Below are 24,849 nucleotides of genomic sequence, written 5' to 3' on the forward strand. Positions count from 1 at the left end.
GCCAGACTGTGGGCCGCCCACCACCTGCCGTCCGTGGCCGGGGGCGGGGCGGTTTTCGTGCCCCGGGCTGACGGGGCGCTCCGGGTGAAAGGCGGACGGACCCATGGCGAACGGCACGGTGCTGCTGGCACTGCGTGAGGACCCCCTCGGCGGCGGGGTGAGCGCCGAGCAACTGCGTCGGATCGGGAAGGAACTGGAAAACCGGGGGCTCGAACTGCGGCGTGCGGCCGATGCGCGCGACGCGCGGGCGATGCTGCAGACGGAGGCGGGACTCGCCGCCGCCGTGGTGGCCTGGGACCTGCCGCGCCTGCCTTCGGGCACCCCGGCCGGGGAAGCGGCCCTGCCGACCGGCGGGGCGGAGGTGCTGGACCGGATCCGGCACCGCTTCAAGGACCTGCCGGTGTTCCTGCTGATGACCGACAGTTCCGACCACGACCTGGAACACCTGCCGCTCTGGGTGTCGGAGACCGTCGTCGGCTACATCTGGCCGCTGGAGGACACCCCCGCCTTCATCGCCGGCCGGGTCGCGGCAGCCGCTCGTACGTACCTCAAGGAGGTGCTGCCGCCCTTCTTCCGCGCCCTGCGCCGCTTCGACGACGCCCACGAGTACTCCTGGCACACCCCCGCCCACTCCGGCGGCGTCGCCTTCCTGAAGTCGCCCGCCGGGCGGGCCTTCTTCGACTACTACGGAGAGCGCCTCTTCCGCACCGACCTGTCCATCTCGGTCGGCGAACTCGGCTCGCTCTACGAGCACAGCGGACCGATCGGCGAGGCCGAACGCAACGCCGCCCGCGTCTTCGGCGCGGAACGCACCTACTTCGTCCTGCACGGCGACTCCACCTGCAACCGCATGGTCGGCCACTACAGCGTCACCGCCGACGAGATCGCCCTCGTCGACCGCAATTGCCACAAGTCGGTCCTGCACGGACTGGTCGTCTCCGGCGCCCGCCCCGTCTACCTCGTCCCCACGCGCAACGGCTACGGACTCGCCGGACCGGTGCCCCCCACCGCCACCGCACCGGCAGCCGTCGCCGCCCGGATCGCCGCCAACCCGCTCACCGCCGGCGCCGTCTCACCGCACGCGCAGTACGCGGTCATCACCAACTCCACCTACGACGGCCTCTGCTACGACACCGTCGCCACCGCCCGCGCCCTCGCCCAGAGCACGCCCCGCCTGCACTTCGACGAGGCCTGGTTCGCCTACGCCCGCTTCCACCCCCTCTACCGGGGGCGGTACGGCATGGCCGTCGGCCCCGACACCCTCGAAGAGGCCGAGCGGCCGACCGTGTTCGCCACCCACTCCACCCACAAGCTGCTCGCCGCGCTCTCGCAGTGCGCCATGGTCCACGTACGGCCCGCACCCCGCGCACCCGTGGAACACGACCGCTTCAACGAAGCGTTCATGATGCACGGCACCACCTCCGCCTTCTACCCCGGCATCGCCTCGCTGGACGTGGCCACCGCGATGATGGACGGACCGCAGGGCCGCTGGCTGATCGACGAAGCCGTCACCGAGGCGATCCGCTTCCGGCAGGCCGTCGTACGCACGGGCCGCCGGATCTCCGCCGCCGCGGACCGGCCCGACTGGTTCTTCGGCGTCTGGCAGCCCGAGCACGTCACCGACCCCGCCACCGGCTCCCGCATCCCCTTCGCCGACGCCCCCACCGCGCTGCTCGCCATCGAGCCCGCCTGCTGGCAGCTCGAACCCGGCGCGCCCTGGCACGGCTTCCGCGACCTCGTCGACGGTTACGCCCTCCTCGACCCCGTCAAGGTCACCCTCACCTGCCCCGGAGTCACCGCCACCGGCGAAACCCAGCCGTGGGGCATCCCCGCCCGCGTCCTCACCGAGTACCTCGCCACCCGGGGCATCGTCGTCGAGAAGACCGACAGCTACACCACGCTCATCCTCTTCTCCATGGGCATCACCAAGGGCAAGTGGGGCACCCTCATGGACGCCCTGATGGACTTCAAGACCCTCTACGACACCGACGCCCCGCTCGACCGCGTCCTGCCCGCCCTCACCGCCCGCCACCCGGCGCGCTACCGCGACACCACCCTGCGCGAACTGTGCGCGCACATGCACGAGCACCTCACCCGCGGCGCCTTCATCAACGCCCTCGACGAGGCCTTCCAGGACCTGCCCCAGCCCGTCCACCCGCCCCGCCACTGCTACCAGCAGCTGATCCGCGGCGGCACCGAACGCCTGCGCCTGGCCGACGCCGCACACCGGGTCGCCGCCGCCATGGTGACCGTCACCCCGCCCGGCATCCCCGTCCTCATGCCCGGCGAATCCCTCGGCACCCCCGACGGCGCCCTCCTGCGCTACCTCGGCGCCCTCGAAGCCTTCGACCGCGCCTTCCCGGGATTCGGCAGCGAGGCCCACGGCGTCACCGTCGACCCGGAGACGGGCGACTACCTGATCGAGTGCCTGCGCGACGCCGATGCCGACGGCGTGGAGCGTGTCTGAAAAACGGCGTAAGTCCGCGGTGTGACAGCCCGTCGCGGGGCTCGGCCCCGGGCCTGACGGCGGCTGCCTCCCCGCCCGGTGCGGGCGGGGAGGTGCGGGGGATCGCCGGCCCGAGCGGCGCCGCGCAGAAGATGCGCGGCGGCCGGGGTCACCGCGAGGGCGTCGTCGCCAAGTCGAAGTGGTTCCTCACCTGGGCGGCGGTGAGTTCCTTCGGGTAAACGGCCGTCTCGTCGAGCAGGCCGGCGAACAGATCGCTCGGCGGCCGGCCGGGCCACCCGGCGAGGTTGTCGCCGCCGACGTGCCAGTAGCCCGTGTAGTCCCCGTGCGCGGCGACGTTCAGCGTGCCCTTGATCCGGCCGTCGACGTACAGGGCCATTCCGGCCGGGCCCTGGGTCGCGACGACGTGGTGCCACCGGTCGTCGTTGTACGTCTCGTACCACTGCGTGGCGATGACGGATACCGATCCGGGGTAGACGCCGAACACCAGACGACCGGTGTCGGTCATGTAGAGGTGCGCGTCGTACTGCCTGCTGAGCCATGTGGTGTGGCTGCCGAAGCCGATGAGCTTGCCGCCGCGCGCGGTGCCGGTCTTGAACCACGTCTCGATGCTGTAGGAGCTGCCGACCTTCTGGCGGTGGTCGCTGTGGACCTGCTGGCTCGTGCCGTTGAAGCCCATGGCCGTGCTGCTGCCCGTGACGGCTCCTGGCGTCTGCCGCAGGGCCGGCGCTCCCACCTGGATGCCGCTGGTCTCGCCGCCGTTCGAGGAGTCCGCCACGTACGGGCTCACGGTGTCGTCGTAGCGCCAGTACAGGCCGGCGCCGTCGGCACGGACCTGGTTCGGGTACGCCTGCACGGAGGTCGGGACCGTCACGGAGACGGTCGTCGACCGTGCACTCGTGTTGCCCGCACGGTCGGTGGCCGTGACCCGATAGGTGTAGGTCTGGCCGGACGTGACCGTGGTGTCGGTCCAGGAGGCCTGCCGCCGCTCGAACTCCAGGGAGTCGGCGGTCATCGTGTGGAGGGGGGTGGCCGAGCCGTTGCGGTAGATCCGGTACGTCAGCTTGCTGTCGTCGGCGTCGTAGCTGGTGCGCCAGCGGACCTGGACCTCGCCGGGCTTGAAGCCGCCGACGCTCACGACCGGAGTGGTCGGTGCGCCGACGTCGCCGGTTGACGCGAAGCGGGTGAGGCCCTGCTGGGGCTTGCCGTTGACGGTGGTGAACTCACCGCCCACCCACAGGTACAACGCGCCGCCCTTCGCCGCGACGGCCATGACGCGCGGGCCGACGCCCTCGCCGATCCCGCCGTTGACGGCAGGGAACCAGCCGAGCTTGCGCGGGCCGGGTGTGAATCCGTCCACCGGTGCCGGCGAGGTGCCTTCGTGCCGGGTGGGCTGCGCCATCAGGTAGCGGCGCTTTCCGTCGTCGGGGAACTCGCCTTCGGTGGCGCAGTCGTGCGCGTGGGAGGAGACGTAGAGCACGCCCTCGTACGGCAGCACGTTCTGGGTCGCCCCCAGGCAGCGGTCGCGCCACCGCTCGCCGAAGTCGCTCAGGCTGAAGGAGGCGCGGCCGTCGAACACGCCTCCGGCGTTCCCCTGGTTGCCGGTGTAGAAGCCGTTCGCGTCGGTGGCGATGTCCATCACCCACGAGAGGCGGTGGAAGGTGTCGTACGTCTTCTTCACCGCACCGGACGTCGCGTCCACCACGGCGAGCGCGTGGCTGCCGGCGCCGTTGACGGTGAAGAATTCGCCGCCGAGCAGCACGCTCTTGCCGTCCGGGGTGAGCTCGATGGCGCGGCCGGATTCGTCGGCGTTCGCCGTGAAGGGCTTGAGGGCTCCCGTGGCGGCGTCGACCGCGGCGAACTTACCGCGGGACTTGCCCTGGACGGTGCCGAAGTCGCCCGCCGCGTACAGTGCGCCGGCGGAGACGGCGAGTGCGCGCACGGTCGCGGAGAACCCCGGGCGGAAGGCCGCCTTCGGAGTGCAACCGGCTATGTCGATCGCGGCGACGTTGGAGACCTTGATGCCGTTGACGGCGCCGAACCGGCCCCCCGCGTAGAGGGTCTTCTTGTCCTTCGAGACGACGAGGGCGCGCACGGTCGCGGTGCCACTGGTGGCGGTGAAGGAGAGCCGGCACGCGGTGGGACTGCCCGTCGCGGCGTCGAGCGCCGCGAAGTTCACCGCCTGCTGCGGAGCGCCGGACGCACCGGCGGGCGGACGGAGCTCGGAGAAGGTGCCACCGGTGAACACCGTTCCGTTCACCTGCGCCATCGCCCATACGATGCCGTTGGTCTGCCAGGCGGGCAGGTTGTCTGCGGTGAAGGACACGGGCGGCGTGACGGCCGAGGCCTGCGGCGTCACGACCAAGCCCGCCCCGACGCCGACACCGGCGCCCGCCAGCGACAGGACAAGGGCGGTCCTCAGCCCTCTGCGTCCGCGCCCCACACGCCCGACGCGCCCGAGAGGTCGGGGGAGTCCGGGGAGCCCGGGGTGATCGCCCGGCTCGCGCCGCTGCTCGTGTCCTTCACGACGTCTTTCGGTCACCATCAGTACCTCGAAGATCCCGGATTGGAGGAGGGTGTCGGCGAAAGGGTGCCAGAGGGGAACGCCGGAGAATTCGGGCAAACGGTAACTCGGGGCGAGACGCCTGACCGTTACCCGCCGATTACAGCTGATGTAACGTCAATCTCTTTGGGAAATAGCAGAGTTGTGCCGGCGGGCGAGCTGCACCTCGGGCCTCCCCTCCGTGTCCGTTACTGAATCGAGAGAAAAGCCTGCCGGGTCGAGGCGTATCGACGCAGGGCGCCGCTGCACCATTGCCGGCTCCGTACCTTGTCCCGCGGCCGGCGGCCAGGTCGTCCAGGAGCCCCTGCTGTGCTGTCTTTCGGAGCTTCAGGGCAGGCGGCTCAGCATGAGCTGGAGGGCCTTGGCCGCCCGCTCCCGGTTTTGTTCCTGTGTGCCGTCGCGGGCAACGTAGGCCGTCATCAGGAACTGTCCCTTGCGTCCACTGAAGTAGCTGTAATAGCCATCTTTCTTCTCGCCGGATTCGCTGATCGTCTCCCTGCCTTCCTCGGTGACGATCTGGTCGAAACCCTTGAGGGCGGGAACCTCCACCATGCCGATACCGGTCCACTGCCTCTCGCTCGATGCGTCCTGCACCGTCGCGCACCGTGAGGTGTCGTCCCGGCGCCGGTCGACATCGGCCTGCGCGGCGCCCGCCGTCTCGTAAACGATGAGAGAAGATGACGCAATCACCGATTCGCCCGTCTGCTGCGTCAAGCGCCGCAGGCTGGTCAGCGCTTTGAGCACGGGCTGGGTCACATAGCGGCACTCGTGGTCGGTGAACTGTTCCAACATCGCGTCGTACTCGTACGGATCGCCCTGGGTGAAGACCGGACCCCAGTCCGCCGGCGTCAGGGTCACCCGCTGTGCGAGCTCCCGGGCGGTCGTGGGGGAGAGCGCTGCGGGTTTCTCGTCCTCCCCCTCCCCCTGGCCGATGAAGTACACCACCCCCGCCACCAGGGCAGCCACGAGGACTGCGGCGCCTGCGACCGCGGGAAGTGTGCGCCACCGACGGCGCCGAGCCGTCGGCTGGGAATCCGAAGTGGGGTGCAAGGGTCCGCGCGGCGGTCCGGGTGTGGATGGGGTGCTCATGCATTCCCTTTACCGCGGATGACGGTACTTTCGCCGCGCCGAGCCGACGGATCATCTGATCGGACGGAACGCACTGGGCCGGCCGCCGGTGGAGGGGCATGAGGAGGTCCGGTCGGCCCGTATCCGGCCTCGGTCACGCAGCGGGAGACCCTCGCCGCCCCGTATTCTCCACCGCCTCGGCGACACGGCCGGCCAAGTCCTCCCACGGACGCGGAGCGATGACCGGTACGCCAACCGCCCGTGCCCGCGCGGCGAGCCACCGGCCGTACAGCACGCTGGCGCGTGCACGGTGGCACTGAGGTCCGGCCTCCGGCTCCCGGGACAGGTAGTTGGCCGTCACCTGCGCCGTGTCGTCCTCGTGGAGGAAGACGGCACGCACCGGCCCTTCGGGCGCCACAGGTAGGGGCAGGACGTAGTCCCCTTCGAGTATCACCGGGGTGTCGGTGCCCACATGGTTGGCGACCACCGCCTCGATCGCCGGCGTCAGCGCCTCGGCGATCGCGATCTGGCGCTCGACCACCGACTCGGGCGTCCGGCGGGAGGCGTCCGGGTGGGTGCGCCAGAAGTGGACGTCCGGCAGGTGCTCGGGGAGTGTCACCGCGAGGAGGGCCTCCACGATGTCGTCGACCTCCACGACGGGTACGTCGTAGCGTCGTGCCAAGGCCCGGCTGACGCCGGTCTTCCCCATGCCCGAGGCACCCCCGACGACGAGGACCCGCCAGTCGGGCAAACCCCGCGCCTGATCCGTATCGTTCACGGGGGCAGAGTAACGGGGCTCGGTCCAGAGGCGCGGCAGCGGTCCCTGGCGGACCCTGCCGTTGTGGGCTCCCGGCCTCAACCTCCCACCGGCTGCAGGGAGAAGCCGTTGTCAGCAGCTGAGACCGGTGGCCGCTGAGGTGGTGGCCTCGTCCAGCTTGAGGATCTGGGGCTGCAGCTTGGCCAGCGCGTCCTGGCCCGTGGTCTCGCCCGGAAGGGCGTCGTAGGCCTTCCTCAGGTCCTCGGCAGCGGTCTGGACGGCCGAGCGCTCGGCTTCCTTGAGCTGGCTCGCGTTCTCCTTGACGCTGTCCCAGTCGTCCTGGACGGCGTCGTAGGCCTCCTGCACCTGGTCCTTGGTCGCGGACGACGGGTTGAGCGCTCTGAGCTTGGCGTTGTCGGCCTTGAGCTCGGACAGGTCGGTGCACAGCTCACTCGCGGCGTTCGAGGCCTCCTCCGAGGGCGAGCTGTCGTCGGAGCAGCCGGTGAGACCGAAGAGCGCGGTAGCGCAGAGCATGCCGATCACGGGAAGACGCTTCATGGGGACTCCTCAAGTGAGATGGCTCAGCCGTACGGATCCACGCGGAACCCATCACCACATACGCACGATCAAGCACGTTCCGCACCCCCACGCTCACCATCAGGATCTCGCGAATGGCGGTGCTCGCTGGTGCGGGGTGGCGGTTCACCTCGGCTCATGCCGGCCACCCCCGCTGCCGATCGCGCGCAGACACGTTTGTCCGGGGCAGCTCTGGGCGAGTGAAGCCGCAGCGGCGTCCCGGCCGCGTCCGTCGGCAGAGCGCCGCGGCAGCCCGAACATGGGCACACACAGTCGCCCGCCCTGCAGTCAGGAGCCCTTCCCGTGCTCGAACGCAAGCAGCGCAAGGACCGCACCGAAGTCACCTTCGTCCTGCCCGCCGACACCCCGCCCGGCCCGGTCAGCGTCGTCGGCGACTTCAACGACTGGCAGCCCGGTACCCACACCCTGGCCCCGCGGCGCGACGGCATGCGCGCCGTCACCGTGGCCCTGCCCGGCAAGAGCGTCCACTCCTTCCGCTACCTGGCCGCGGGGGACTACTGGTTCGACGACGAAGCCGCGGACGCCCACGACGGGATCAACAGCCGCCTGCACACCTGAGGGGTACTGCCCCTGGTAGCCGCCGGGAGACGGACGACAACGTGCCGAGCAGGAGGCGTCAACCGCCCAGGCGTTCAGGTCCTGGTCCTGACGTCGTCGTCCGTACCGGCTTCTCATCGGGAACCAGCCCGAGCATGTCGAGCAGCATCTCCAACTCCGCCGGACTCTGGGCATGCGCGGCCACCGTACGGCGAGCCGCCGCACGGTCAGCCGGGGCGAAAGACGAGAAGACGGTCGGGTCGTCGCACGCGAACGGATCTTTCATGAGGAGATGCGACCACACCGGCGACGCGACAGCAGCCTGAACGCGCACCGCCGGCCGCGTCGGCGAACGGCGAGACGGTATCCAGCCGGGCGGCCGTCGGCTCCGCTCCCGCACCCGTGAACCCACGCGATGGCGGATCAATCATGCGGTGATCAGGGCCGCGACCGCCGGTAGACCGGCTTCGGCCAACGCCCGGCGCTGGCGGTCGGCCGCGGTGCCCTGCTGGAGAAGCCGGTGGACGAGCGCGCTCACTTCGCGGAAGTCGCCGCTCTCTTCGAGAGCGGGCGTGATGTGCCGCAGCAGCATGCACAGCACGTCCCCGCTGCTCCGCATCCGCCCGGCCGGGTCCACCAAAGTGCTGCCCAGCCCGTGCCGGGCCGCATGCCACGTCGCGGCCTGCAGGACCTCGGACCGGCACATCGCCGGGGCGGCGCCCGCCTTCTCCTCGGCGATCGCGGTGGCGGCGAGCGCGCGGACGACCCCGGCGAGCATGACGGCGTCGTCCGCCTCCAGCTGCACGTCACAGCAGCGCACCTCGACGGTCGGGTACCGCTCCGAGAGCCGGGCGTGCCAGTACAACTGCCCGCGGTCCGGGACCACCCCCGATTCCAGCAGTCCGTCGGCCCGTGCCTCGTAGTCCGCGATTCCTGAGAAGTACGGCGGTGGGCCGCTGACCGGCCACCGGCCGAAGAGGATCGTGCGCCAGCTGGCGTACCCGGTGTCCCGCCCGTCCCACAGGGGCCCGTTCGACGACATCGCCAGCAGTGTCGGAAGCCAGATCCGCAGCCGGTTCAGGACAGCCACTCCGGTTTCCCGGTCCGGGACGCCCACGTGGACGTGCATCCCGCAGATCAGCTGCTCGTCGGCCAGCAGGCGGGCCTCTCCCGCCATCTTCAGATACCTCGCCGTGCTGGTGACGGGCACGGGTGCCACGTCCCTGACCGGCGCAGTGGCGGAGATCGCGATGCGGCAGCCGTTCGCCCGGGCGGCGGAAGCGACCGCATGACGCAGACGCAGGAGATGGCCCCCCACCTCCTCCAGCGCTGTGCACACCGGGGTGGCGATTTCGATCTGCGCCTGCAGCAGCTCGTCCTGGACCTCCTGCTCGTCCGCGATCGGCGCAAGGCGGGCCGCGGCACGCACTTCCTGCACGAGCGGAGTGGGCAGGAGGGTCTCCGGGTGGACCAGCAGGTACTCCTCCTCGACCCCAAAAGTGATCACGATATGTGACTACCCCGAACCGTTGCGATCACCCAGGAGAAGCGCCGTTTCGACGCAAAGGAGGGAGGCAAACGGACGCTCGCCGCGTCAGTGCGGGTCCGTTGCGGGTGAAATGCTGCCGGCGCCGTCGGATGCCGCAGAGCCGGGTCATCACGCCTCCTCGACACCCGCCGGGGACGACTGCTGCACGGCCGTGACCGTTCAGGGGCAGCTCGACTGCGGGTCGTCGTGGACGAGGGCGCAGATCATCTGCTCGCCGCGCCGGTCGTCCGGATAGGTCCTGAGCAGTTCGGCCTTGAAGTCGTTCCACTGACGGGTGGTCTCGGCGGTGGCCCCGGAAATGGCGCGGTTGAAGTTGGCATCGGTTTTGGAGCGGCGGGACGCGGCGGTGTCCTTGTTCAGGGCGCGGTTGTGCGCGACTCGGCCGACGCAGTCGTCCTTGACACCGGTGGAATCGAAGTCGGAGTAGCAGCCGGTCGTGAGGTCCACGGGTATCCGGGTGCGCGCTTCCCATGTCCAGTCGGCGTCCGTCATGGTGCTGTAGCGGCGGATGTCGAAGAAGGCGGGCACATCGGTGCGTCCCAGTCCGGGAGGGTCGGCGGGGCCGACCGGGCCGGGCGCGGCCCGGTCGGACCAGTTCGAGTGCGAGTAGAAGTCCTGGAGCTGGTGCCAGCCGCGACCGAGCTGTTCCAGCACGTCGCACTTGGCGCGGTCGGGAGTCTCCTTCGAGGTGCAGGGGGACGACAGGTCGGTCTGGTCGGCCCGGACCTTGCCGTGTACGTCGACCAAGCCGTCGGCCGCTCGGACCGCGTTCCGGAAGCGGGCGACGGAGGTACGGATACAGGCGAGGAGCTCGGTGGTGGCCTCGTCCCGGCTGCGGGGGTAGTCCTCGACGTAGCGGGGTGCGAGGTAGTCGGCGTTGTCGCAGTGCAGAGGGCCGAGGAGGAAGTATCCGCCGTGGTCATTTGCGTTGATCGCCCCGTCGCGCGCATCAGCCATCTCGAACAGGGTGGCCGGCTCCCAAGGCAGGGCTGCCCGTGTGATGGTCTCGTGGTTGCCACCGGTGAACGCGTGCGCGGGGTCGGACGGCGCAGCGGCCAGGGCAATCGCGAAGCCGGCCACAACGGTCGTTCGCGCCAGGCTGGGCCGCAGGCGGTATGACACGCGACGCTCCAGTCGTACGAGTGGTGCGGAGCCGAAGCTTCTCGGCGCCCGTTGGAAGCTGGGCTTCTGACGGAGTTCTGATGGAGCCGAACGTCTACCTGCCAGCCTAACGAGCCACCGGTGGTCCGGCCTGGTGCCTCCCACGATGGGCGCAACTGAACGCGCGGACCTGCGCTGCCGCGTGTCCAATGGCCGGGAGCCCGCCTTCGCCACAGCCGTCCCCAGGGAGTGTCATGAGTGTGCCGCCCGAGCCGCCCGAGCCGCCCGAGCCGCCCGAGCCGCCCGAGCCGCCCGCCGGGGCGCCCGCACCGGCTCGGGCGGGTGGACCGCGTGGCCGGCGGATCGTGACGAGTGCCGTCTCGGCGGTGCTGATCACGCTCACCTGCATCCTCGTACCGCTCTCGATCCTCACCGTCTGGGTGCACGACATCGTGTTGGACACCGACCGGTACGTGTCCACCGTCGCTCCCCTCGCCTCCGACCCGGCGATCGAAGCGGCCTCCGCGCGCCGTATCACCGAGGCGGCCGACGTCCGGGTCGACGGGGCCCAGGTAGCGTCCGACCTCGCGCAATGGCTCGAATCGCAGGGGCTGCCGGCCCGTGTCGGCACGGCGGTCAAGGCGCTGGGCCCGCAGCTGGACTCCGCCGCCGATGCGGCTGTCTCCAAGGTGGCGACCCGCTTCGTGGAGAGCGACCGGTTCGAGAGGGTCTGGACGACGGCCAACCGCGCTGCTCACTCCTCCGTGGTGCACGCGCTGACCGGTGAGGGCCGTGGCGCTGTGGGAGTCGAGGGCGGCACCGTCACGCTCGATGTCGGGGCTGCCGTGGAGACCGTCAAGCAGGACCTCGTGAAGGCGGGGATCGCTCCTGCCGAGAAGATCCCCGCGGTCGACAAGCAGATGGTGCTCTTCCAGTCCGACAAGCTTGCGAAGATCAGAGGCGCGGTCCACCTCCTCGACGTCCTGGGCAACTGGCTTCCCGTGCTCACGGTGGTCCTCGGCGCCATCGGGGTGCTGGTCGCACGGCGCCGACGCCGTGCGCTGGTCACCACCATGCTGTGCGCAGCCGCTGCCTGTCTGATCGTCGCCATCGGCCTCGTCGTCGCCCGCCGCTACTACCTCGACCACCTCCCGGAGCAGGTCCAGTCGCCTGCCGCCGCAGCGGCGATCTTCGACACGCTCGTGCGGTTCCTGAGGGTCAGCCTCCGCACTGCGATGGTCCTCGGAGTCGTGGTGGCCATCGGCGCCTACCTGTCCGGCGGAGGGCGGCTGCCACGCGGTGTGCGAGGCACGGCTGAACGCGCGGCGGACTCCGCTGCCGGCTGGGGCTCCTCCCACGGGGTACACACCGGCCGGGTCGGTACGTGGGTGCAAGCCCGCCGGCGCTGGCTCACCACCGGCGTGCTGCTCGTCCTCGCCCTCGTGTTCGCCCTGTGGAACCACCCCACGGTGCTCACGGTCCTGCTGCTGGTCCTCATCCTCCTCGCGGTGCTCGCCGTACTGGCGCTGCTGGCGGCCGGCGGCCGGGTGAGCACGGAGGCGGAGCGTCCGGCGGAACGATAGCCGGCACCCGGTGAGCACCGTCCCCTTGAAGGGGGACCGGGACCGGGCCGCCGCCTGCGTGGCGATCATCTGAGGGAGCCAGGAGAATGGAGGGGCTGGCGAAGCAGCCGCCCGGCGGGCTCGTACGGACTGGGTGCCCGCAGCGTCGCGAGACGGAGCGAGACGCCCCCGCGGCTGTCCTCGGATGCGGCCCAGGGGCTCCGAGTCGGCACCTCGCTGCAGAGAGGTGATGGCCGACTGCCGGCGATCCCGAGCGAGGCCGCGCGGGACCCAAGCGCATTTCTGCCCGTGGCAGCACGTCAGCAGGCGGCAGTAGGAACACAGGTGATCGCACATGTGTCGATGGCTCGCCTACTCGGGGACCCCCATGTTGCTCGACACCATCCTGTACAAACCGGCCCACTCCCTGATCGACCAGAGCCTGCACGCCAAGTGCGCTCTGGGAACCAGCCCCCGCCCCAACCGACAGGAGACCGGCGATGAACGGAACGATGCTCGATCTCGCGGTGGACTACCCGCTGCTGAACATGTTCTGGACCATGATGATGGTCTTCCTCTGGGTCCTCTGGTTCATGCTCCTCTTCCGCGTCATCGGCGACATCTTCCGCGACGACGAGCTGAACGGCTGGGGAAAGGCCGGATGGACCGTCTTCGTCATCCTGCTGCCCTTCCTGGGCGTGTTCGTGTACCTGATCGCCCGGGGGCGGGGGATGGGCGAACGCGAGCTGAAGAGGGCTCAGCAGCATGAGCAGGCATTCCGCTCCTACGTACAGGAGAGCGCCGGAGCCAGGAGCGCTGCCGACGAGCTGTCCCGGCTCGCCGAGCTCAAGAACCGCGGAGACATCACGGCAGCCGAGTACGAGCAGGCCAAGGCCAAGGTCCTCCTCGCGTCCTGAGGGCCGAACCGGCCGCCGGAGGGCACCCGCACGCAAGGCGCGCACCATGAGAGCGACACGGGTTGTCGTCACCGCCGGCCCCTGCCTCCCGGCGGGGGCGGAGCACGGGTGCGGGGTGCGTCGCCATGGTGCTTGACCTGCTCCTCATCGGCTTGGTGGTCACCCTCTTCCCCTTGCCGATCATGGCCTTCGTGTTGGTCGTCTCCGCACCTCGCGGGGTGAGGAAGGGGCTGGCCTTCATCCTGGCCTGGCTGGCCTGTCTGGTGGCCGTCATCGCGATCGTCCTGTTCCTGACAGGCGGCGAGCCGCCCGCACCCCGCTCCCCGCCCTCCATCGCGGCACTCGTCGCCACCCTGATCATCGGCGTGGGCCTGATCGTCTACAGCGAGCGGAGACGCCGTCGCCGCCGTCGTACCGCGACGACGCCTGGTTCCTCCGACAGGGAGCAGTCCGATGCCTCCAGGACGTCGCTGTCCTCACGCATGGACGACGCCACCGGATGGTCCGCGGCCGCGCTCGCCGTGCTCCTGCAGCCCTGGGGGATGGTCGGCGCTGCTGCCGCCACCGTCGTGCAAGCCGATCTCTCCCACGCGGCGTCCTATCTGGCCTTGGCGGCGTTCTGCCTGCTGGCCACCTCCAGCCTGCTGGCCATGGAGCTGTACATGGTGTTCGCGCCGGAAAGGGCCCAGCTCGCCCTGACCAACTTGCGCGAATGGCTCGAACTCCACAAGGACCCGGCGATCGTGGTCACCTGCCTCGTCCTCGGCCTGTGGCTCGTCAGCAGGAGCCTCTACCAGCTCACGGGATGAACGAGCGGAGCGTCTTTGATCGGGGCGAGCCGGGGCGTCCGGTTGCGACGGGGCTGTCACAAGCTTCGAAGATCGCTTGACCTTGCCCCAGGGGGAGAGGTGACAGTGTCTCCGCCGACCACCTGAGCGGGCTGTCTGGGTCCGCCCGGCAGACCAGGACGAAGAGGGGGGAGTTCGCGTGATCGCGACCGCGACCTGCGTCATTCTCGACATCGGCGGCGTGCTGGAGAACACGCCGGAAACGGGATGGGTGCAACGGTGGGAAGAGCGGCTGGACCTGCTACCCGGCACCGTCCACGAGCGGATGCGCGACGTGTGGCGGGCTGGGAGCGTAGGGGGCATCAGCGAGCGAGAGGTGCACGAGCAAGTGGCGGCCCGTTTGGGCCTCGACGCCCCGCGGGTTGAAGCCTTCATGGCTGATCTCTGGGCGGAGTATCTGGGGACGCCGAACGTGGAGCTCATCAACTACGTGCGAGGGCTGCGCGGAAGGTGCAAGTTGGGCATCCTGAGCAACAGTTTCGTCGGCGCCAGGGAGCGGGAGACGACGCTGTATCACTTCGACGAACTGGTCGAGCAGATCGTCTACTCGCACGAGATCGGCATCGAGAAGCCCGACCCGCGTGCTTTCGAGGTCGCATGCGCCAGCTTGGACGTGCAACCGGAGAACTGCCTGTTCATCGACGATGTCCCAGTCATCGTCGAGGCCGCTCAGGCGGCGGGCATGCAGGCGCATCTGTTCGAGGACAATGCCGGGACCATCGCGCGTATCGCAGCGCACTTGAACGCCGGGCCCTTGGTCCCATCGCGCGTCCCCCTCGGATGACGTCGGCCTGGCCGGTCTCCGGCGGGTGCAGGCCACATGACAGCCACCCGGGAGGTCCCTGCCACCAGCGCATCCCCGGGCCGAACGACCGTTCCGAGCCGGTGAGTGGGTGGCAGGCCCGCCGGCTCGGCGTAGGCCATGCCCTACGGGCACCGGCAAATGTGGTCAGGACGACTCCGGCGACCCGTCGGCCGGGCTCGGGCATCCGCGCAGGCGACCACGTCGAGCCCGACGCAGGCGTACCGCGCCAAGTGGACGATCCGCGCCCGCATGGCGATGCAACGCAGGGGAGGCGAAAATGAGACTGACCGGATGAGAGTCACCCGACCGGCGGACAAGGCGTCGCCGGCAGACCAGGAGGCGGTGCTCCATCCTCGACGCGCTCAAGGAAGATCCGGCAGGGCGGCGGAGCGCGGCCGCGCGGTAACGGCGAACTCGTCGGAAGACTCGGGAAGCCGGGGGCAAGCGGGACACAGCAGCATTCCCGCAGGTACAGGTAGGAACAAAGGTGATCGCTCATGTGCCGATGGCTGGCCTACTCGGGAACACCCCTGCTGCTCGACACCATCCTTTACAAACCGGCCCACTCGCTGATCGACCAGAGCCTGCACTCCAAGCTGGGCGTGGAGACGACGAACGGCGATGGCTTCGGCGTCGGGTGGTACCCGGAGGGCAGCAATGGCACCCCCGCGCTCCTGCGGGACGTCGGTCCCGCCTGGAACAACCGCAACCTGCGGGAACTCGCGGACCACGTCACCTCCCCGTTGTTCTTCGCCCACATCAGGGCGTCGACGGGCACGGCGGTGCAGCAGACGAACTGTCACCCCTTCCGGCACGGCCGCTGGATGTGGATGCACAACGGCTCCATCGCCGGCTTCCACATGATGCGGCGCGACCTCACCCTGCTCGTCGACCCCGTGCTGTACTCCGAGATCGAAGGGACGACGGACTCGGAGACGATGTTCTACCTGGCGCTCACCTTCGGCTTGGAGGAGGACCCGCCGGGCGCCGTCGCCAGGATGGTGGGGGTGGTGGAGCGCGTCGGCCGCGAGCACGGCGTCGAGCACCCGATGCAGATGACGGTCGCCGTCAGTGACGGGACGACTGTGTGGGCCTTCCGCTACTCCAGCGAGGGCGCCTCACGGTCGCTCTTCTACAGCACCCGCGTGGACACACTGCGCAAACTGCACCCCGACATGGCCTTCCTCCAGGACGTGTCCGACGAGACCCGACTGGTGGTGTCCGAACCTCTCGGTGATCTGCCCGGTGCCTGGAACGAGGTACCCGAGAGCAGCTACGGCGTCGTGCACGCCGGGGCCGACGATTTGCGTCCCTTCAACCCGGAACCGGCATGACACATCGTCGCATTCCCCTACGCGGGCTGTTCCAGAGGCCGCAGACGACGGCGGGCGTCTCGCTTGCCTCGCGGTCCCGAACAGGTAGCCGCGCCCCGTCACAACCGGGAGGAGACCGGCCATGAACGACTCGGTGATGAACCTGGCAGTGGACTACCCGCTGCTGAACATGTTCTGGACCATGATGATGGTCTTCCTCTGGGTCCTCTGGTTCATGCTCCTCTTCCGCGTCATCGGCGACATCTTCCGCGACGACGAGCTGAACGGCTGGGGAAAGGCCGGATGGACCATCTTCGTGATCATCCTGCCCTTCCTCGGCGTGTTCGTGTACCTCATCGCCCGCGGGCGCGGGATGGGCGAACGCGAGCTGAGGCGGGCCCAGGCGAACGAGCAGGCGTTCCGCTCCTACGTACGCGAGAACGCCACACCCGCGAGCGCCGCCGAGGAACTGACACGGCTCGCCGAACTCAAGAACCGCGGCGACATCACGGCAGCCGAGTACGAACAGGCCAAGGCCAAAGCCCTCGCGATCTGACCTCCTGAAGGGCGCCTGCCGGCCCGTCATGTCTTCGAGCGCGCCTGGGTGTTCGGGATTCGCTGGGTGAAGAACAGCGCGACCAGCGCGGCGAGGGCGAGGACGGCGAGTGCGGCGCGCAGGCCGGCGAGACGCGCGGCGGCGTTCGCGTCGAGCGCCGCCGAGGACAGCTCGGGACTCGTACCCGCTTCGTCGAGGGCGGCCTTGAGCTGGGCGTCCGACATGAAGGGCACGCCGCTTTCGAGCCTTACGGTTGCCTGGCTCTTGACCTCGGCCGGGATGGCCTGGTTCTGCTCGACGCTGGTGAGGAACGAGGCCCCGAGCACCGCGATCATGATCGAACCGGCCAGAGCCGTTCCGATCGAAGCGCCGAGGTTGGTGACGGCGTTCTGGACACCGCCGACTTCGGCACTCTGCCGGTCCGGCACCGCGGACACGGTGACGGCTCCCAGCTGCGAGGCGAGGGCTCCCATGCCGAGCCCGATCAGCAGCAGCGGGACGGTGACGGCCTCGGGGCCCGCGTCCGCGTCGAGTGCGGCCAGCAAGGCCAGCGCTCCCACGAGCAGCGCGAGGACACCGAGTCGCACGACCCGCCGCGGTGAGACGTCGGGCAGGAGGCGCGGGATCAGGATCGCGGCGGCCAGCAGGGTCAGCGAGAGCGGCAGGATGCGCGCACCGGTCTGGAGCGTGGACAGACCCAGCGCAACCGAGAGGTAGAGCGGGACGAGGAAGAACACGCCCATCTGGACCAGGTACTGGAAGAAGAACATCGTCAAGCCGCCCGTGAGCTGACGGTTGCGCAGCAGGGCCGGGTCGACCAGCGGTTCCCGGTTGCGCTCCACCACGAGGGCTTCCCAGCGCAGGAAGAGCCAGATCAGCAGCAGGCCGGCCAGCATCAGCCATACCACCAGGGAGATCCCCAGCCAGGCGGGTGCGTCGGGCTTCGGCTGGAACCAGCCCCATGCGCCCGAGCGGAGCACGCCGTAGACGAACGCCCCGAGCCCGAGGGCGGACAGCGCGGTGCCGACCAGGTCGAGGCGCGGGCTTCCCTCGGTCTGTGCGTCCGCCGTCCGGCGGGCGAGCACGAGGATGCCGAGCACGATCACGACCTCGCCGGCGAAGACCCAGCGCCAGGAGAAGTACGTGGTGGCGACGCCGCCGATGATGGGTCCGACAGCGATCGCCACGGCACCCGCGGCGGCGACCATCCCGTAGGCGGCCGGCCGGCGCTCCGCCGCGAAGTTGGCGGCGACCAAGGCGACGATGGCGGGCAGGATCAGCGCGGCCCCGATGCCCTCCAGGAATGACCAGCCCAGCAGGAGCACCGGCAGGTTCGGGGCCAGCGAGGTCGTCAGGGACCCGCAGCCGTAGATCACGCAGCCGATGAGGAACGCTCGCTTGTGGCCGATGAGCGCGCCGACCTTGCCGCCGGGGATCATGAACATCGCCATCACGAGGGTGTACGCCGTGATCGCGCCCTGGATCCCGGTCACGGTCGTGCCGACGTCGTCGGCCACCGTCGCGATGGACACGTTCATGACTGAGCTGTCGAGCGCCATCAGGAACTGCCCGGACGCGAGTGTCAACAGGACGAGCCCCGCGCGCGCCGACGGTCCGGAAGTGCCTGCCGCAGGTGCCATGGCAGGTACGGTCCCAGTGCCTGCGACGCAGCGCGCGCAGACCCGCTGGATGGTCAGCCGGATGGGGGTGGCCGTGCGGTGCGCGGACGACCGGACCGAACGGACGCCACTTCTACGGGCGCCAGCTGCGCGACATGAAGGGCTCGGCCGTCGTGGAGACCATGTCCCCGCGCCTGCCCTGCTCACCGCGGCGATCGCCGATGGCGTCATCACCGCCACCACCGGCGTCTAGACCCCCACGGGGTGGTGGTGGGCGGGTCACGCTCGGCGGCAGCGCGGGCCCGGGAGGGTTGGCCGGTCCGACCGGACCGGGGGGCCGGGCGGTCGGACCGGTTCGAGTGCGCGTGGAAGTCCTGGATGGTGTGCCGGCCGCGGCCGGGAACCGGACGTACGGCCCCGATCGGTCAGGCGGTGGAGTGCCTGTCGTTCGTGCACAGGGCCCAGATCACGAAGACGCCGATGCCGATCGAGATGAGGGCCCACACCGGGGTGTAGGGCAGCCACATGAAGTTCACGATGATGCTGAACCCTGCCACTGCCACGCCGAGGACCCGCGCCCACATGGCGGCGCCCTTGAGCAGTCCGATGCCCACGATTATGAGGATGACGCCGAGGATCAGGAGGATCCAGCCCCAGGCGGTCACGTCGAACTCGAAGACGTAGTTGCCCAGGCGCGCGTACACGTCGTCCTCGGCGATGCCGGCGATGCCCTTGAGCACGCCGAGGATGCCGTCGACCAGGAGCAGGATACCGGCGAACACGGTGCCCCCCGCTGCCCAGCCGTATCGGTCGTCGTGCGCCCTGTTGCCGCGGGGCGCACCGGCAGGAGGGGTGGGGGATGTCTGCGTCACGAGGAGCTCCCTTCGCCAGCCCGAGCGTTGCGGTCGGGCTACCGGGCCCAGCGTCCCGCCGGGCCCGGCGGGCGGACACCCGGGCGCGTCCATTCGGGTGAATTGTGTCCGGCTGCGTGTGCGCGGGGGGTGTTCACCCGACGGCACGGCCGGCCGTGCGGGATCACGGCACGGCGGGGAGCATGGCTGGTGTCTGGTCCGTTCGGTCAGATGCGTCCCCATGCCCTGGAGAAAGCCATGACGGACCTCAAGTTCGAGCAGAAGCGCTCGTTGTCGCGCGTCGAGGCCGCCGACCAGCTCGCGGCGCTCGCCCAGGCGCTCCGAGAGGGTGGGAAGACGGAGGTGCAGCTGGGTTCGGGCGTACTCAGCCTGCGCGTCCCCGACGAGCTCCACAGCGAAGTGGAGATCGAGGTGGACGGCGACGAGATCGAGCTGGAGATCGAGCTGAAGTGGACCACCGGCCGACCCCGCAAGGTCGCCCGCCCCGCGCAGAAGGCCGCGAAGGAACCGGAACCGGCCCCCAGCGCCCCGGCGCGCCCCGCGCGGACCAGGAAGGCCACGACGGCGGCCAAGCCGCGGCGTTCCGCCGCGAAACGCGCATGAGTGACGGATTCGCACCACGAGAGGACTGACGTGACCAGTGACAACGGGCTCGACGAGATGGGGCCCATCGACTACCTCGTCGTCGAATTCCCGGGCAGCCGCCTGACCGGTGAAGGGATGCCGCTGCTCGTCGACCTCGTGGACCGCGGCATCATCCGCATCCTCGACCTGACCTTCCTGGCCAAGCAGGAAGACGGGTCGGTGCGGGGCCTGGCCCTCGCGGACGTGACGGGAGACGGCAACCTCGACCTCACCTTCTTCGAAGGAGTCTCCTCGGGTCTGCTCGGCGAGGACGACCTCGCCGAAGCCGGCTCGCTGCTCAAGCCGGGGGATTCCGCGGCCGTCCTCCTCTACGAGAACCTCTGGGCAGCGCCCTTGGCCGCCGCCCTGCGCCGTGCCGACGCGCGGATGGTCGCGAGCGGCCGGGTGTCGCCGCAGGACCTGATCGAGGTGCTGGACGCGCTCGACGACGCCGCGGCCTGAAAGACACCACGGCAAACGCAACAGGGAAACACAGACCACGAAGAGAAGCACCGAAGCTGAGGCAGGAAACATGCCCGGACTACTGCGCGGTGTCGTGCGAACCGCCGCCATCGCAGGGACGGCAACGGCCGTCTCGAATCGTGTCTCACGCCGTCAGGCCGGCCGTTGGTCCCAGCAGAACGACGCTGCGGTGGCCCAGGCCCAGCCGGAGCCGGCCGCCCCGCCGCCCTCGGCCGCGCCCAGCATGGACGACAAGATCGCCCAGCTGAAGGAGCTCGCCGCCCTCAAGGAGCAGGGCGTGCTCACCGAAGCGGAACTGGCGGTGCAGAAGGACCGCATCCTCAACTCCTGAAAGTGCGGCTACGACCTGTGGTGGAGCGGAGGCCAACCACGTGAGCATGCATGCCAAGGCGCGCGTGGCACTGCTGTCCGGCGCGGCGGCGCTGATCGTCATGCTGGTGTTCGCCGGCTTGCGCAGCGTCGTCTTGGTCGTCGTGGGACTGGCCGGAGTGGCCGTGACGGCTGCCGCCGTGTGGCTGGTACTGGCCCATCGCGGCCCCGTCAGGTGGCTGGCGGCGCTGCTGTGCGTGGTGGTACCCGCGGCTGTGATCCTCTGGTACGCGCGCGTCGGACTGCTCTGGGTGGTGCTCTGCACGCTGCTCCTGTGGTCCCTGGCAGTGGCGGCGGGTCGATCCGCGCTCGCCGAGGAGGGCCGGACCCGGATGCCCGAGCATCCGGTCGTGCCACCGAAGCGGCCGTTCATCATCATGAATCCGCGCTCCGGCGGCGGGAAGGTCGGCGCCTTCGGCCTGCGGGAGAAGGCCGAGGCGCTGGGCGCCGAGGTGGTGCTCCTGGATTCCGACCACCCCCAGGACGTCGCCGAGCTCGCCCGCCGGGCGGTGGACCGGGGCGCCGACCTCGTGGGCGTGGCGGGCGGCGACGGCACCCAGGCACTGGTCGCGGGCGTGGCGGTGGAGCGGGACGTCCCGTTCCTGGTCATCAGCGCGGGCACCCGCAATCACTTCGCACTGGACCTCGGACTGGACCGGGGCGACCCGGCGGCTTGCCTGGACGCACTGACCGACGGCGTGGAGGTGCGGGTGGACCTCGGCAGGATCGAGGGGCGTCCCTTCGTGAACAACGCGTCCTTCGGCGCGTACGCCGAAGTGGTCCAGAGCCCGGCGTACCGCGACGACAAGATCCGTACGATTCTGGCGCTGCTGCCCGACCTGCTCGCGCGCCGCGGCGGACCGAGACTGAGCGTGCGCGCCGACGGCACGACCGTCAAGGAACCGCAGGCCGTGCTGGTGAGCAACAATCCCTACGGCCGCGGTGACACGGCGGGGCTGGGGCGGCGCACCCGCCTGGACACCGGAACCCTCGGCGTCCTGAGCGTGAAGGTGAACAACGCCGCCCAGGCGGCCGGCATCCTGCGCCACGAGGGGTCCGGCGGTCTGACGTCGCTGACGACCCGGGAGGTCGTCGTCGACTCGGACGGTCCGCTCGTGCGCGTCGGAGTGGACGGCGAGTCGCTGACCATGCCCGCACCGGTGCACTGCCGCGTGGAACCGGGCGTCCTGCGGGTCCTGGTGCCCCGGCACCGGCCCGGCGTCAAGGCCGGGGTGCCGATGGACTGGTCCGGGGTGCGCAGGCTGGCGCTGACGATGGGCAGAGCGGCCGTCGGCGGCCGCCCAGGGCCTTCGGGGACGCGTGCCCCTTCCTGACGGCGCCCCCGCCGCTTTCCGTGTGCGTGCCGGGGATCGCTCCGCGGTCGTCCTCACCGGCGATGGCGAATCTCGGGGCCGTCGTCCGCAGCGGGCTCACCGAGTGCGCGTGCCGCCTGTGCCGGGCTCCGCCCACACCGGCATCAGGAGGACCGTGCACGGTCGGTCATCCGGGATCGGCCGGGGGCGGTTGCTGCGGATGGCGTCCGGGGCCGAGGGGAAGACCGGCGAGCGCGGTGGGGGACAGAGTGGTGGTGGACTCCTCTCCTGGCTCCAGGAGGGTGTCCGCGGCGCCCACGATCAACGGGTCGGGGTGGCCGACCGCCGTGGTGTCCTTGCGGTCGTAGTCGATGCGCGCCAGGAGGCTGCGGATGGCCTCCAGGCGGCCCCGCCGCTTGTCGTTGTTCTTCACGACGGTCCATGGTGCGTGGTGGGTGTCGGTGGCCCGGAACATGTCGACCTTGGCGGCGGTGTACGCGTCCCACAGGTCCAGGGAGGCGAGGTCGGTGGGGGACAGCTTCCACTGGCGCACCGGGTCGACCTGGCGGATCGCGAAGCGGGTGCGCTGTTCGGCGCGCGAGACGGAGAACCAGAACTTCACCAGCAGGACCCCGTCGTCCACCAGCATGGCCTCGAAGGTGGGGCACTGCCGGAGGAACAGCCCGTACTGTTCGTCGGTGCAGAAGCCCATCACCTTCTCGACGCCGGCGCGGTTGTACCAGGAACGGTCGAAGAAGACGATCTCACCGGCCGTCGGCAGGAAGGCGGTGTAGCGCTGGAAGTACCACTGCCCGGCCTCCCGGTCGGTCGGCCTGTCCAGGGCGACGATGCGAGCCCCGCGAGGGTTGAGCCGCTCGGTGAACCGCTGGATGGTGCCGCCCTTGCCGGCTGCATCCCGGCCCTCGCAGATCACCACGATCCGCGCCCCGGTGTCCTTCACCCAGCGCTGCAGCTTGAGCAGCTCGATCTGCAGGATCCGCTTGGTCCGCTCGTACTCCGCGCGCCGCATCTTCCGGTCGTACGGATAGTTCTCCTGCCACGTCCGGATCGGGGCGCCGACCGAGTCCAGCAGCACCGGCTGCTCCGGCCGGTGATCGTCCACGCTCAGCCCTGCCAGCAAGTCCTCGGATTCCGGGCGCTCCCGCTCGTTCATACCGCGCCCCTACCCACTGGACGCGCCGGGGCACGCGAAGGCACTCTTCCGGCCGGAGCCGGGGGTCACGAGCCGGCTCGGCCACGGTCGGCGCCGCACCGGGCCGCGTGAGCATGCTGAAGATGTGCCGGCCGCAGAATCCCGCCGGACGGCAACGCGCGCAGTATCGTGGGAGACCCCCGACAATGATCAGGGTGGCGAAGAGCCCCGCCCGTAGTACCGGCGGAACACCATCCCCGCCTTCCTCGTCCAGGACGCGATCAAGTTCTCCGACATCATCCACGCCGGGGAGCCGCACGGATCGGGACACCCCGCAGGCTCAGAGTCCGCACGAAAGCCCGGGCAGGATGGAGATGAGGAGAGAGGCATGGGAGACACGGCTGAAGGTACGCCCCCGGATTCCGGCAGCTCTACGCCGGCTCCTCTTTTGCAGCACCAGGGCGGTACTGCCGATGATCACGGACGGGCTCCAGGAGCACCCTCGCGGGTGGGAACGGGGTCAACCGCACCACCGGTCGACCCTGAGCGGGTCCGCGAAGCCAACACGCGGGAACCAGTCGCCGGCGACCTCCACAGCGCGTCCCCGCCTCCCGCGCCCGCCACGGACGATCCGGGAGCCGGGCCGCGGCAAAAATACGAGCTGGTCTTCCCCGGCGGGCTTGACGGCGGCCAAGACCTCGTGGAGGTGACCATCACAGGCCGGACAGGGCCCGGAGGCCACCCCATCTACGAGGACGTTACCGGCATCATCCAGGCAGAGATCAGCGACCAGGCGGAAGTGCGCGTCCTGGCCACCGGCGCCGGCCAGGAACCCGCCCACGGGGTCACGGCGCGCCCCTCGAACTGACGATCCGCGCGACCAGGCGCGGCCGCTCGCCGCCGCGCCTCCCGACCCGAACGACCGGTTCCCAGGATGACGTGGCGCCGGTCGGCGCCCGCCGCGGCCCGTCTGCCCGGGGGAGCGGCCGAGAGCGGGTCGCCGCGTTGCAGAGCTGCGGCTCCTGTGCGTGGTGGGGAGCCGCAGCGGCTGCGGGATGCGGGGGTCAGGTGTGGTCGCGGCCGTAGTACTGGCCGAGTTGGTTGCGGTAGGCGGCGTCGCCGCGGTGCTTTTCCTTGTCGTATTCGGGGGAGTCCTTGATCTGGTCCTTGGTGAGGTTGACGTTGATGGTTTCCTCGTTCACGTCGACGCGCACGACGGTGCCGGCGGGGATGAGGACGTGTTTGCCGAAGATCCACGGGCCCGTGTCGACGACGATGTAAGAGGAGCCGACGTCCTCGGTGTGCTCGTCGACCTTGCCGATGTGCCCGTCGCTGGCTTCGACCTTGAAGCCGACCAGGCTGGTGCCGGGCGTGTAGTGCGATTCGGGGTTGTAGCTCCACATGTCAGTCACGCGTGTTCTCTCCTCTGGGGTGTGGGAGCCGCACGGGGGCCGTATGGTGCGCGGCGCGTCAGGTGTGCAGGAGGCTGTTGCGGCCGTCGTGGCCGTCGGCTTCCTCTTCGTCGAACCAGTGACCGCCGTGGGCGAGGTAGCGGAACCCGTGGCGTTCGTTCACCGGGAAGGCGACCGTGACCGCGCGGGTCCCGTCCGGCCTCTCGGTCATCGGGTGGGCGCCGGGCCGCCACTGGTTGAAGTCGCCGACCACGCTGACCTCACCGGCCGGATGGCCGGCGGGCAGGACGAACGTGATCTCGGTGCGCTTCTTGCGCCGGGTGCGTTCAAGCATCGACGGTCAGCTCCTTCATGTCCGGGGCCCAAT

Annotated in this window: 24 protein-coding genes and 1 pseudogene; 14 read left to right on the forward strand and 11 right to left on the reverse strand. The window is 70.1% G+C overall.

What is annotated here, in order from left to right; translation table 11 throughout:
- Positions 1 to 103 precede the first annotated feature (103 nt).
- Positions 104 to 2,467 (forward strand): Orn/Lys/Arg decarboxylase N-terminal domain-containing protein, encoded by a 2,364-nt coding sequence (locus tag OG764_RS35940; protein WP_328972537.1) that lies wholly within the window; start codon positions 104 to 106, stop codon positions 2,465 to 2,467.
- 148 nt (positions 2,468 to 2,615) lie between these two features.
- Here the strand turns inward: OG764_RS35940 and OG764_RS35945 are convergent, their stop codons facing one another.
- The 4 genes from OG764_RS35945 to OG764_RS35960 all read right to left on the reverse strand — a co-directional run bounded on the left by OG764_RS35945 (position 2,616) and on the right by OG764_RS35960 (position 7,410).
- A complete protein-coding gene (locus tag OG764_RS35945; protein ID WP_328972538.1) occupies positions 2,616 to 4,790 on the reverse strand; it encodes a LamG-like jellyroll fold domain-containing protein in 2,175 nt (724 codons plus the stop codon).
- Between the two features lie 564 nt (positions 4,791 to 5,354).
- Entirely contained in the window at positions 5,355 to 5,993 is a 639-nt protein-coding gene (locus OG764_RS35950; protein ID WP_328972539.1) for a hypothetical protein, read from the reverse strand.
- A gap of 256 nt (positions 5,994 to 6,249) precedes the next feature.
- The gene (locus OG764_RS35955; RefSeq protein ID WP_328972540.1) at positions 6,250 to 6,873 is read right to left on the reverse strand and encodes a hypothetical protein; all 624 of its coding nucleotides are present in this window, start codon (positions 6,871 to 6,873) and stop codon (positions 6,250 to 6,252) included.
- Positions 6,874 to 6,984: 111 nt separating this feature from the next.
- On the reverse strand, positions 6,985 to 7,410 hold the full coding sequence (locus OG764_RS35960; RefSeq protein ID WP_328972541.1) for a hypothetical protein: 426 nt from the start codon (positions 7,408 to 7,410) through the stop codon (positions 6,985 to 6,987).
- A 321-nt stretch (positions 7,411 to 7,731) separates the two neighbouring features.
- On the opposite strand from OG764_RS35960, the gene OG764_RS35965 reads away from it, so the two are divergent.
- On the forward strand, positions 7,732 to 8,007 hold the full coding sequence (locus OG764_RS35965) for an isoamylase early set domain-containing protein (protein ID WP_328972542.1): 276 nt from the start codon (positions 7,732 to 7,734) through the stop codon (positions 8,005 to 8,007).
- 406 nt (positions 8,008 to 8,413) lie between these two features.
- Here the strand turns inward: OG764_RS35965 and OG764_RS35970 are convergent, their stop codons facing one another.
- Together OG764_RS35970 and OG764_RS35975 are read right to left on the reverse strand one after the other, a co-directional pair.
- Positions 8,414 to 9,493 (reverse strand): carboxylate-amine ligase, encoded by a 1,080-nt coding sequence (locus OG764_RS35970; RefSeq protein ID WP_328972543.1) that lies wholly within the window; start codon positions 9,491 to 9,493, stop codon positions 8,414 to 8,416.
- A gap of 201 nt (positions 9,494 to 9,694) precedes the next feature.
- The gene (locus OG764_RS35975; protein ID WP_328972544.1) at positions 9,695 to 10,657 is read right to left on the reverse strand and encodes a hypothetical protein; all 963 of its coding nucleotides are present in this window, start codon (positions 10,655 to 10,657) and stop codon (positions 9,695 to 9,697) included.
- Between the two features lie 233 nt (positions 10,658 to 10,890).
- On the opposite strand from OG764_RS35975, the gene OG764_RS35980 reads away from it, so the two are divergent.
- The 7 genes and pseudogenes from OG764_RS35980 to OG764_RS36010 all read left to right on the forward strand — a co-directional run bounded on the left by OG764_RS35980 (position 10,891) and on the right by OG764_RS36010 (position 16,637).
- Complete coding sequence (locus OG764_RS35980; protein WP_328972545.1) at positions 10,891 to 12,219, forward strand: hypothetical protein; 1,329 nt, start codon at positions 10,891 to 10,893, stop codon at positions 12,217 to 12,219.
- 334 nt (positions 12,220 to 12,553) lie between these two features.
- Positions 12,554 to 12,670 (forward strand): annotated as a pseudogene (locus OG764_RS35985) (class II glutamine amidotransferase); the annotation flags it as partial.
- A 28-nt stretch (positions 12,671 to 12,698) separates the two neighbouring features.
- On the forward strand, positions 12,699 to 13,115 hold the full coding sequence (locus OG764_RS35990) for an SHOCT domain-containing protein (protein WP_328972546.1): 417 nt from the start codon (positions 12,699 to 12,701) through the stop codon (positions 13,113 to 13,115).
- A 125-nt stretch (positions 13,116 to 13,240) separates the two neighbouring features.
- Positions 13,241 to 13,924, forward strand: coding sequence for a GAP family protein (locus tag OG764_RS35995; protein WP_328972547.1), 684 nt, complete (start codon positions 13,241 to 13,243; stop codon positions 13,922 to 13,924).
- Positions 13,925 to 14,105: 181 nt separating this feature from the next.
- Positions 14,106 to 14,747: an HAD family hydrolase gene (locus OG764_RS36000; protein ID WP_328973278.1), complete on the forward strand. Its 642-nt coding sequence runs from the start codon at positions 14,106 to 14,108 to the stop codon at positions 14,745 to 14,747.
- A gap of 518 nt (positions 14,748 to 15,265) precedes the next feature.
- A complete protein-coding gene (locus OG764_RS36005) occupies positions 15,266 to 16,102 on the forward strand; it encodes a class II glutamine amidotransferase (protein WP_328972548.1) in 837 nt (278 codons plus the stop codon).
- 121 nt (positions 16,103 to 16,223) lie between these two features.
- The gene (locus OG764_RS36010; RefSeq protein WP_328972549.1) at positions 16,224 to 16,637 is read left to right on the forward strand and encodes an SHOCT domain-containing protein; all 414 of its coding nucleotides are present in this window, start codon (positions 16,224 to 16,226) and stop codon (positions 16,635 to 16,637) included.
- A gap of 26 nt (positions 16,638 to 16,663) precedes the next feature.
- Here OG764_RS36010 and OG764_RS36015 read toward each other — a convergent pair whose 3' ends face one another.
- Together OG764_RS36015 and OG764_RS36020 are read right to left on the reverse strand one after the other, a co-directional pair.
- Complete coding sequence (locus OG764_RS36015; protein ID WP_328972550.1) at positions 16,664 to 18,277, reverse strand: MFS transporter; 1,614 nt, start codon at positions 18,275 to 18,277, stop codon at positions 16,664 to 16,666.
- Positions 18,278 to 18,681: 404 nt separating this feature from the next.
- A complete protein-coding gene (locus OG764_RS36020; protein ID WP_328972551.1) occupies positions 18,682 to 19,128 on the reverse strand; it encodes a DUF7144 family membrane protein in 447 nt (148 codons plus the stop codon).
- 237 nt (positions 19,129 to 19,365) lie between these two features.
- On the opposite strand from OG764_RS36020, the gene OG764_RS36025 reads away from it, so the two are divergent.
- From OG764_RS36025 to OG764_RS36040, 4 genes are all read left to right on the forward strand, one after another.
- Complete coding sequence (locus tag OG764_RS36025) at positions 19,366 to 19,731, forward strand: amphi-Trp domain-containing protein (RefSeq protein ID WP_328972552.1); 366 nt, start codon at positions 19,366 to 19,368, stop codon at positions 19,729 to 19,731.
- A 57-nt stretch (positions 19,732 to 19,788) separates the two neighbouring features.
- Positions 19,789 to 20,214, forward strand: a complete 426-nt coding sequence (locus OG764_RS36030) for a DUF6325 family protein (protein ID WP_328973279.1) — start codon at positions 19,789 to 19,791, stop codon at positions 20,212 to 20,214.
- A 190-nt stretch (positions 20,215 to 20,404) separates the two neighbouring features.
- A complete protein-coding gene (locus tag OG764_RS41825) occupies positions 20,405 to 20,566 on the forward strand; it encodes a hypothetical protein (protein ID WP_443056150.1) in 162 nt (53 codons plus the stop codon).
- Positions 20,567 to 20,612: 46 nt separating this feature from the next.
- On the forward strand, positions 20,613 to 21,938 hold the full coding sequence (locus tag OG764_RS36040; protein WP_328973280.1) for a diacylglycerol/lipid kinase family protein: 1,326 nt from the start codon (positions 20,613 to 20,615) through the stop codon (positions 21,936 to 21,938).
- 166 nt (positions 21,939 to 22,104) lie between these two features.
- On the opposite strand, the gene ppk2 is transcribed toward OG764_RS36040, so the two are convergent.
- The gene (gene ppk2 / locus OG764_RS36045) at positions 22,105 to 23,091 is read right to left on the reverse strand and encodes a polyphosphate kinase 2 (protein ID WP_328972554.1); all 987 of its coding nucleotides are present in this window, start codon (positions 23,089 to 23,091) and stop codon (positions 22,105 to 22,107) included.
- Positions 23,092 to 23,458: 367 nt separating this feature from the next.
- On the opposite strand from ppk2, the gene OG764_RS36050 reads away from it, so the two are divergent.
- A complete protein-coding gene (locus OG764_RS36050) occupies positions 23,459 to 23,938 on the forward strand; it encodes a DUF6296 family protein (RefSeq protein WP_328972555.1) in 480 nt (159 codons plus the stop codon).
- 196 nt (positions 23,939 to 24,134) lie between these two features.
- Here OG764_RS36050 and OG764_RS36055 read toward each other — a convergent pair whose 3' ends face one another.
- Both OG764_RS36055 and OG764_RS36060 read right to left on the reverse strand, forming a co-directional pair.
- The gene (locus OG764_RS36055) at positions 24,135 to 24,473 is read right to left on the reverse strand and encodes a PRC-barrel domain-containing protein (RefSeq protein WP_328973281.1); all 339 of its coding nucleotides are present in this window, start codon (positions 24,471 to 24,473) and stop codon (positions 24,135 to 24,137) included.
- 67 nt (positions 24,474 to 24,540) lie between these two features.
- Positions 24,541 to 24,816 carry an isoamylase early set domain-containing protein gene (locus OG764_RS36060; protein WP_328972556.1) on the reverse strand — a complete coding sequence of 92 codons (276 nt, stop codon included), beginning with the start codon at positions 24,814 to 24,816 and terminating at the stop codon, positions 24,541 to 24,543.
- Between the last annotated feature and the right edge of the window lie 33 nt (positions 24,817 to 24,849).

The sequence above is a fragment of the Streptomyces sp. NBC_00239 genome, from assembly GCF_036194065.1.
In the GTDB taxonomy this organism is placed as follows: Bacteria; Actinomycetota; Actinomycetes; order Streptomycetales; family Streptomycetaceae; genus Streptomyces.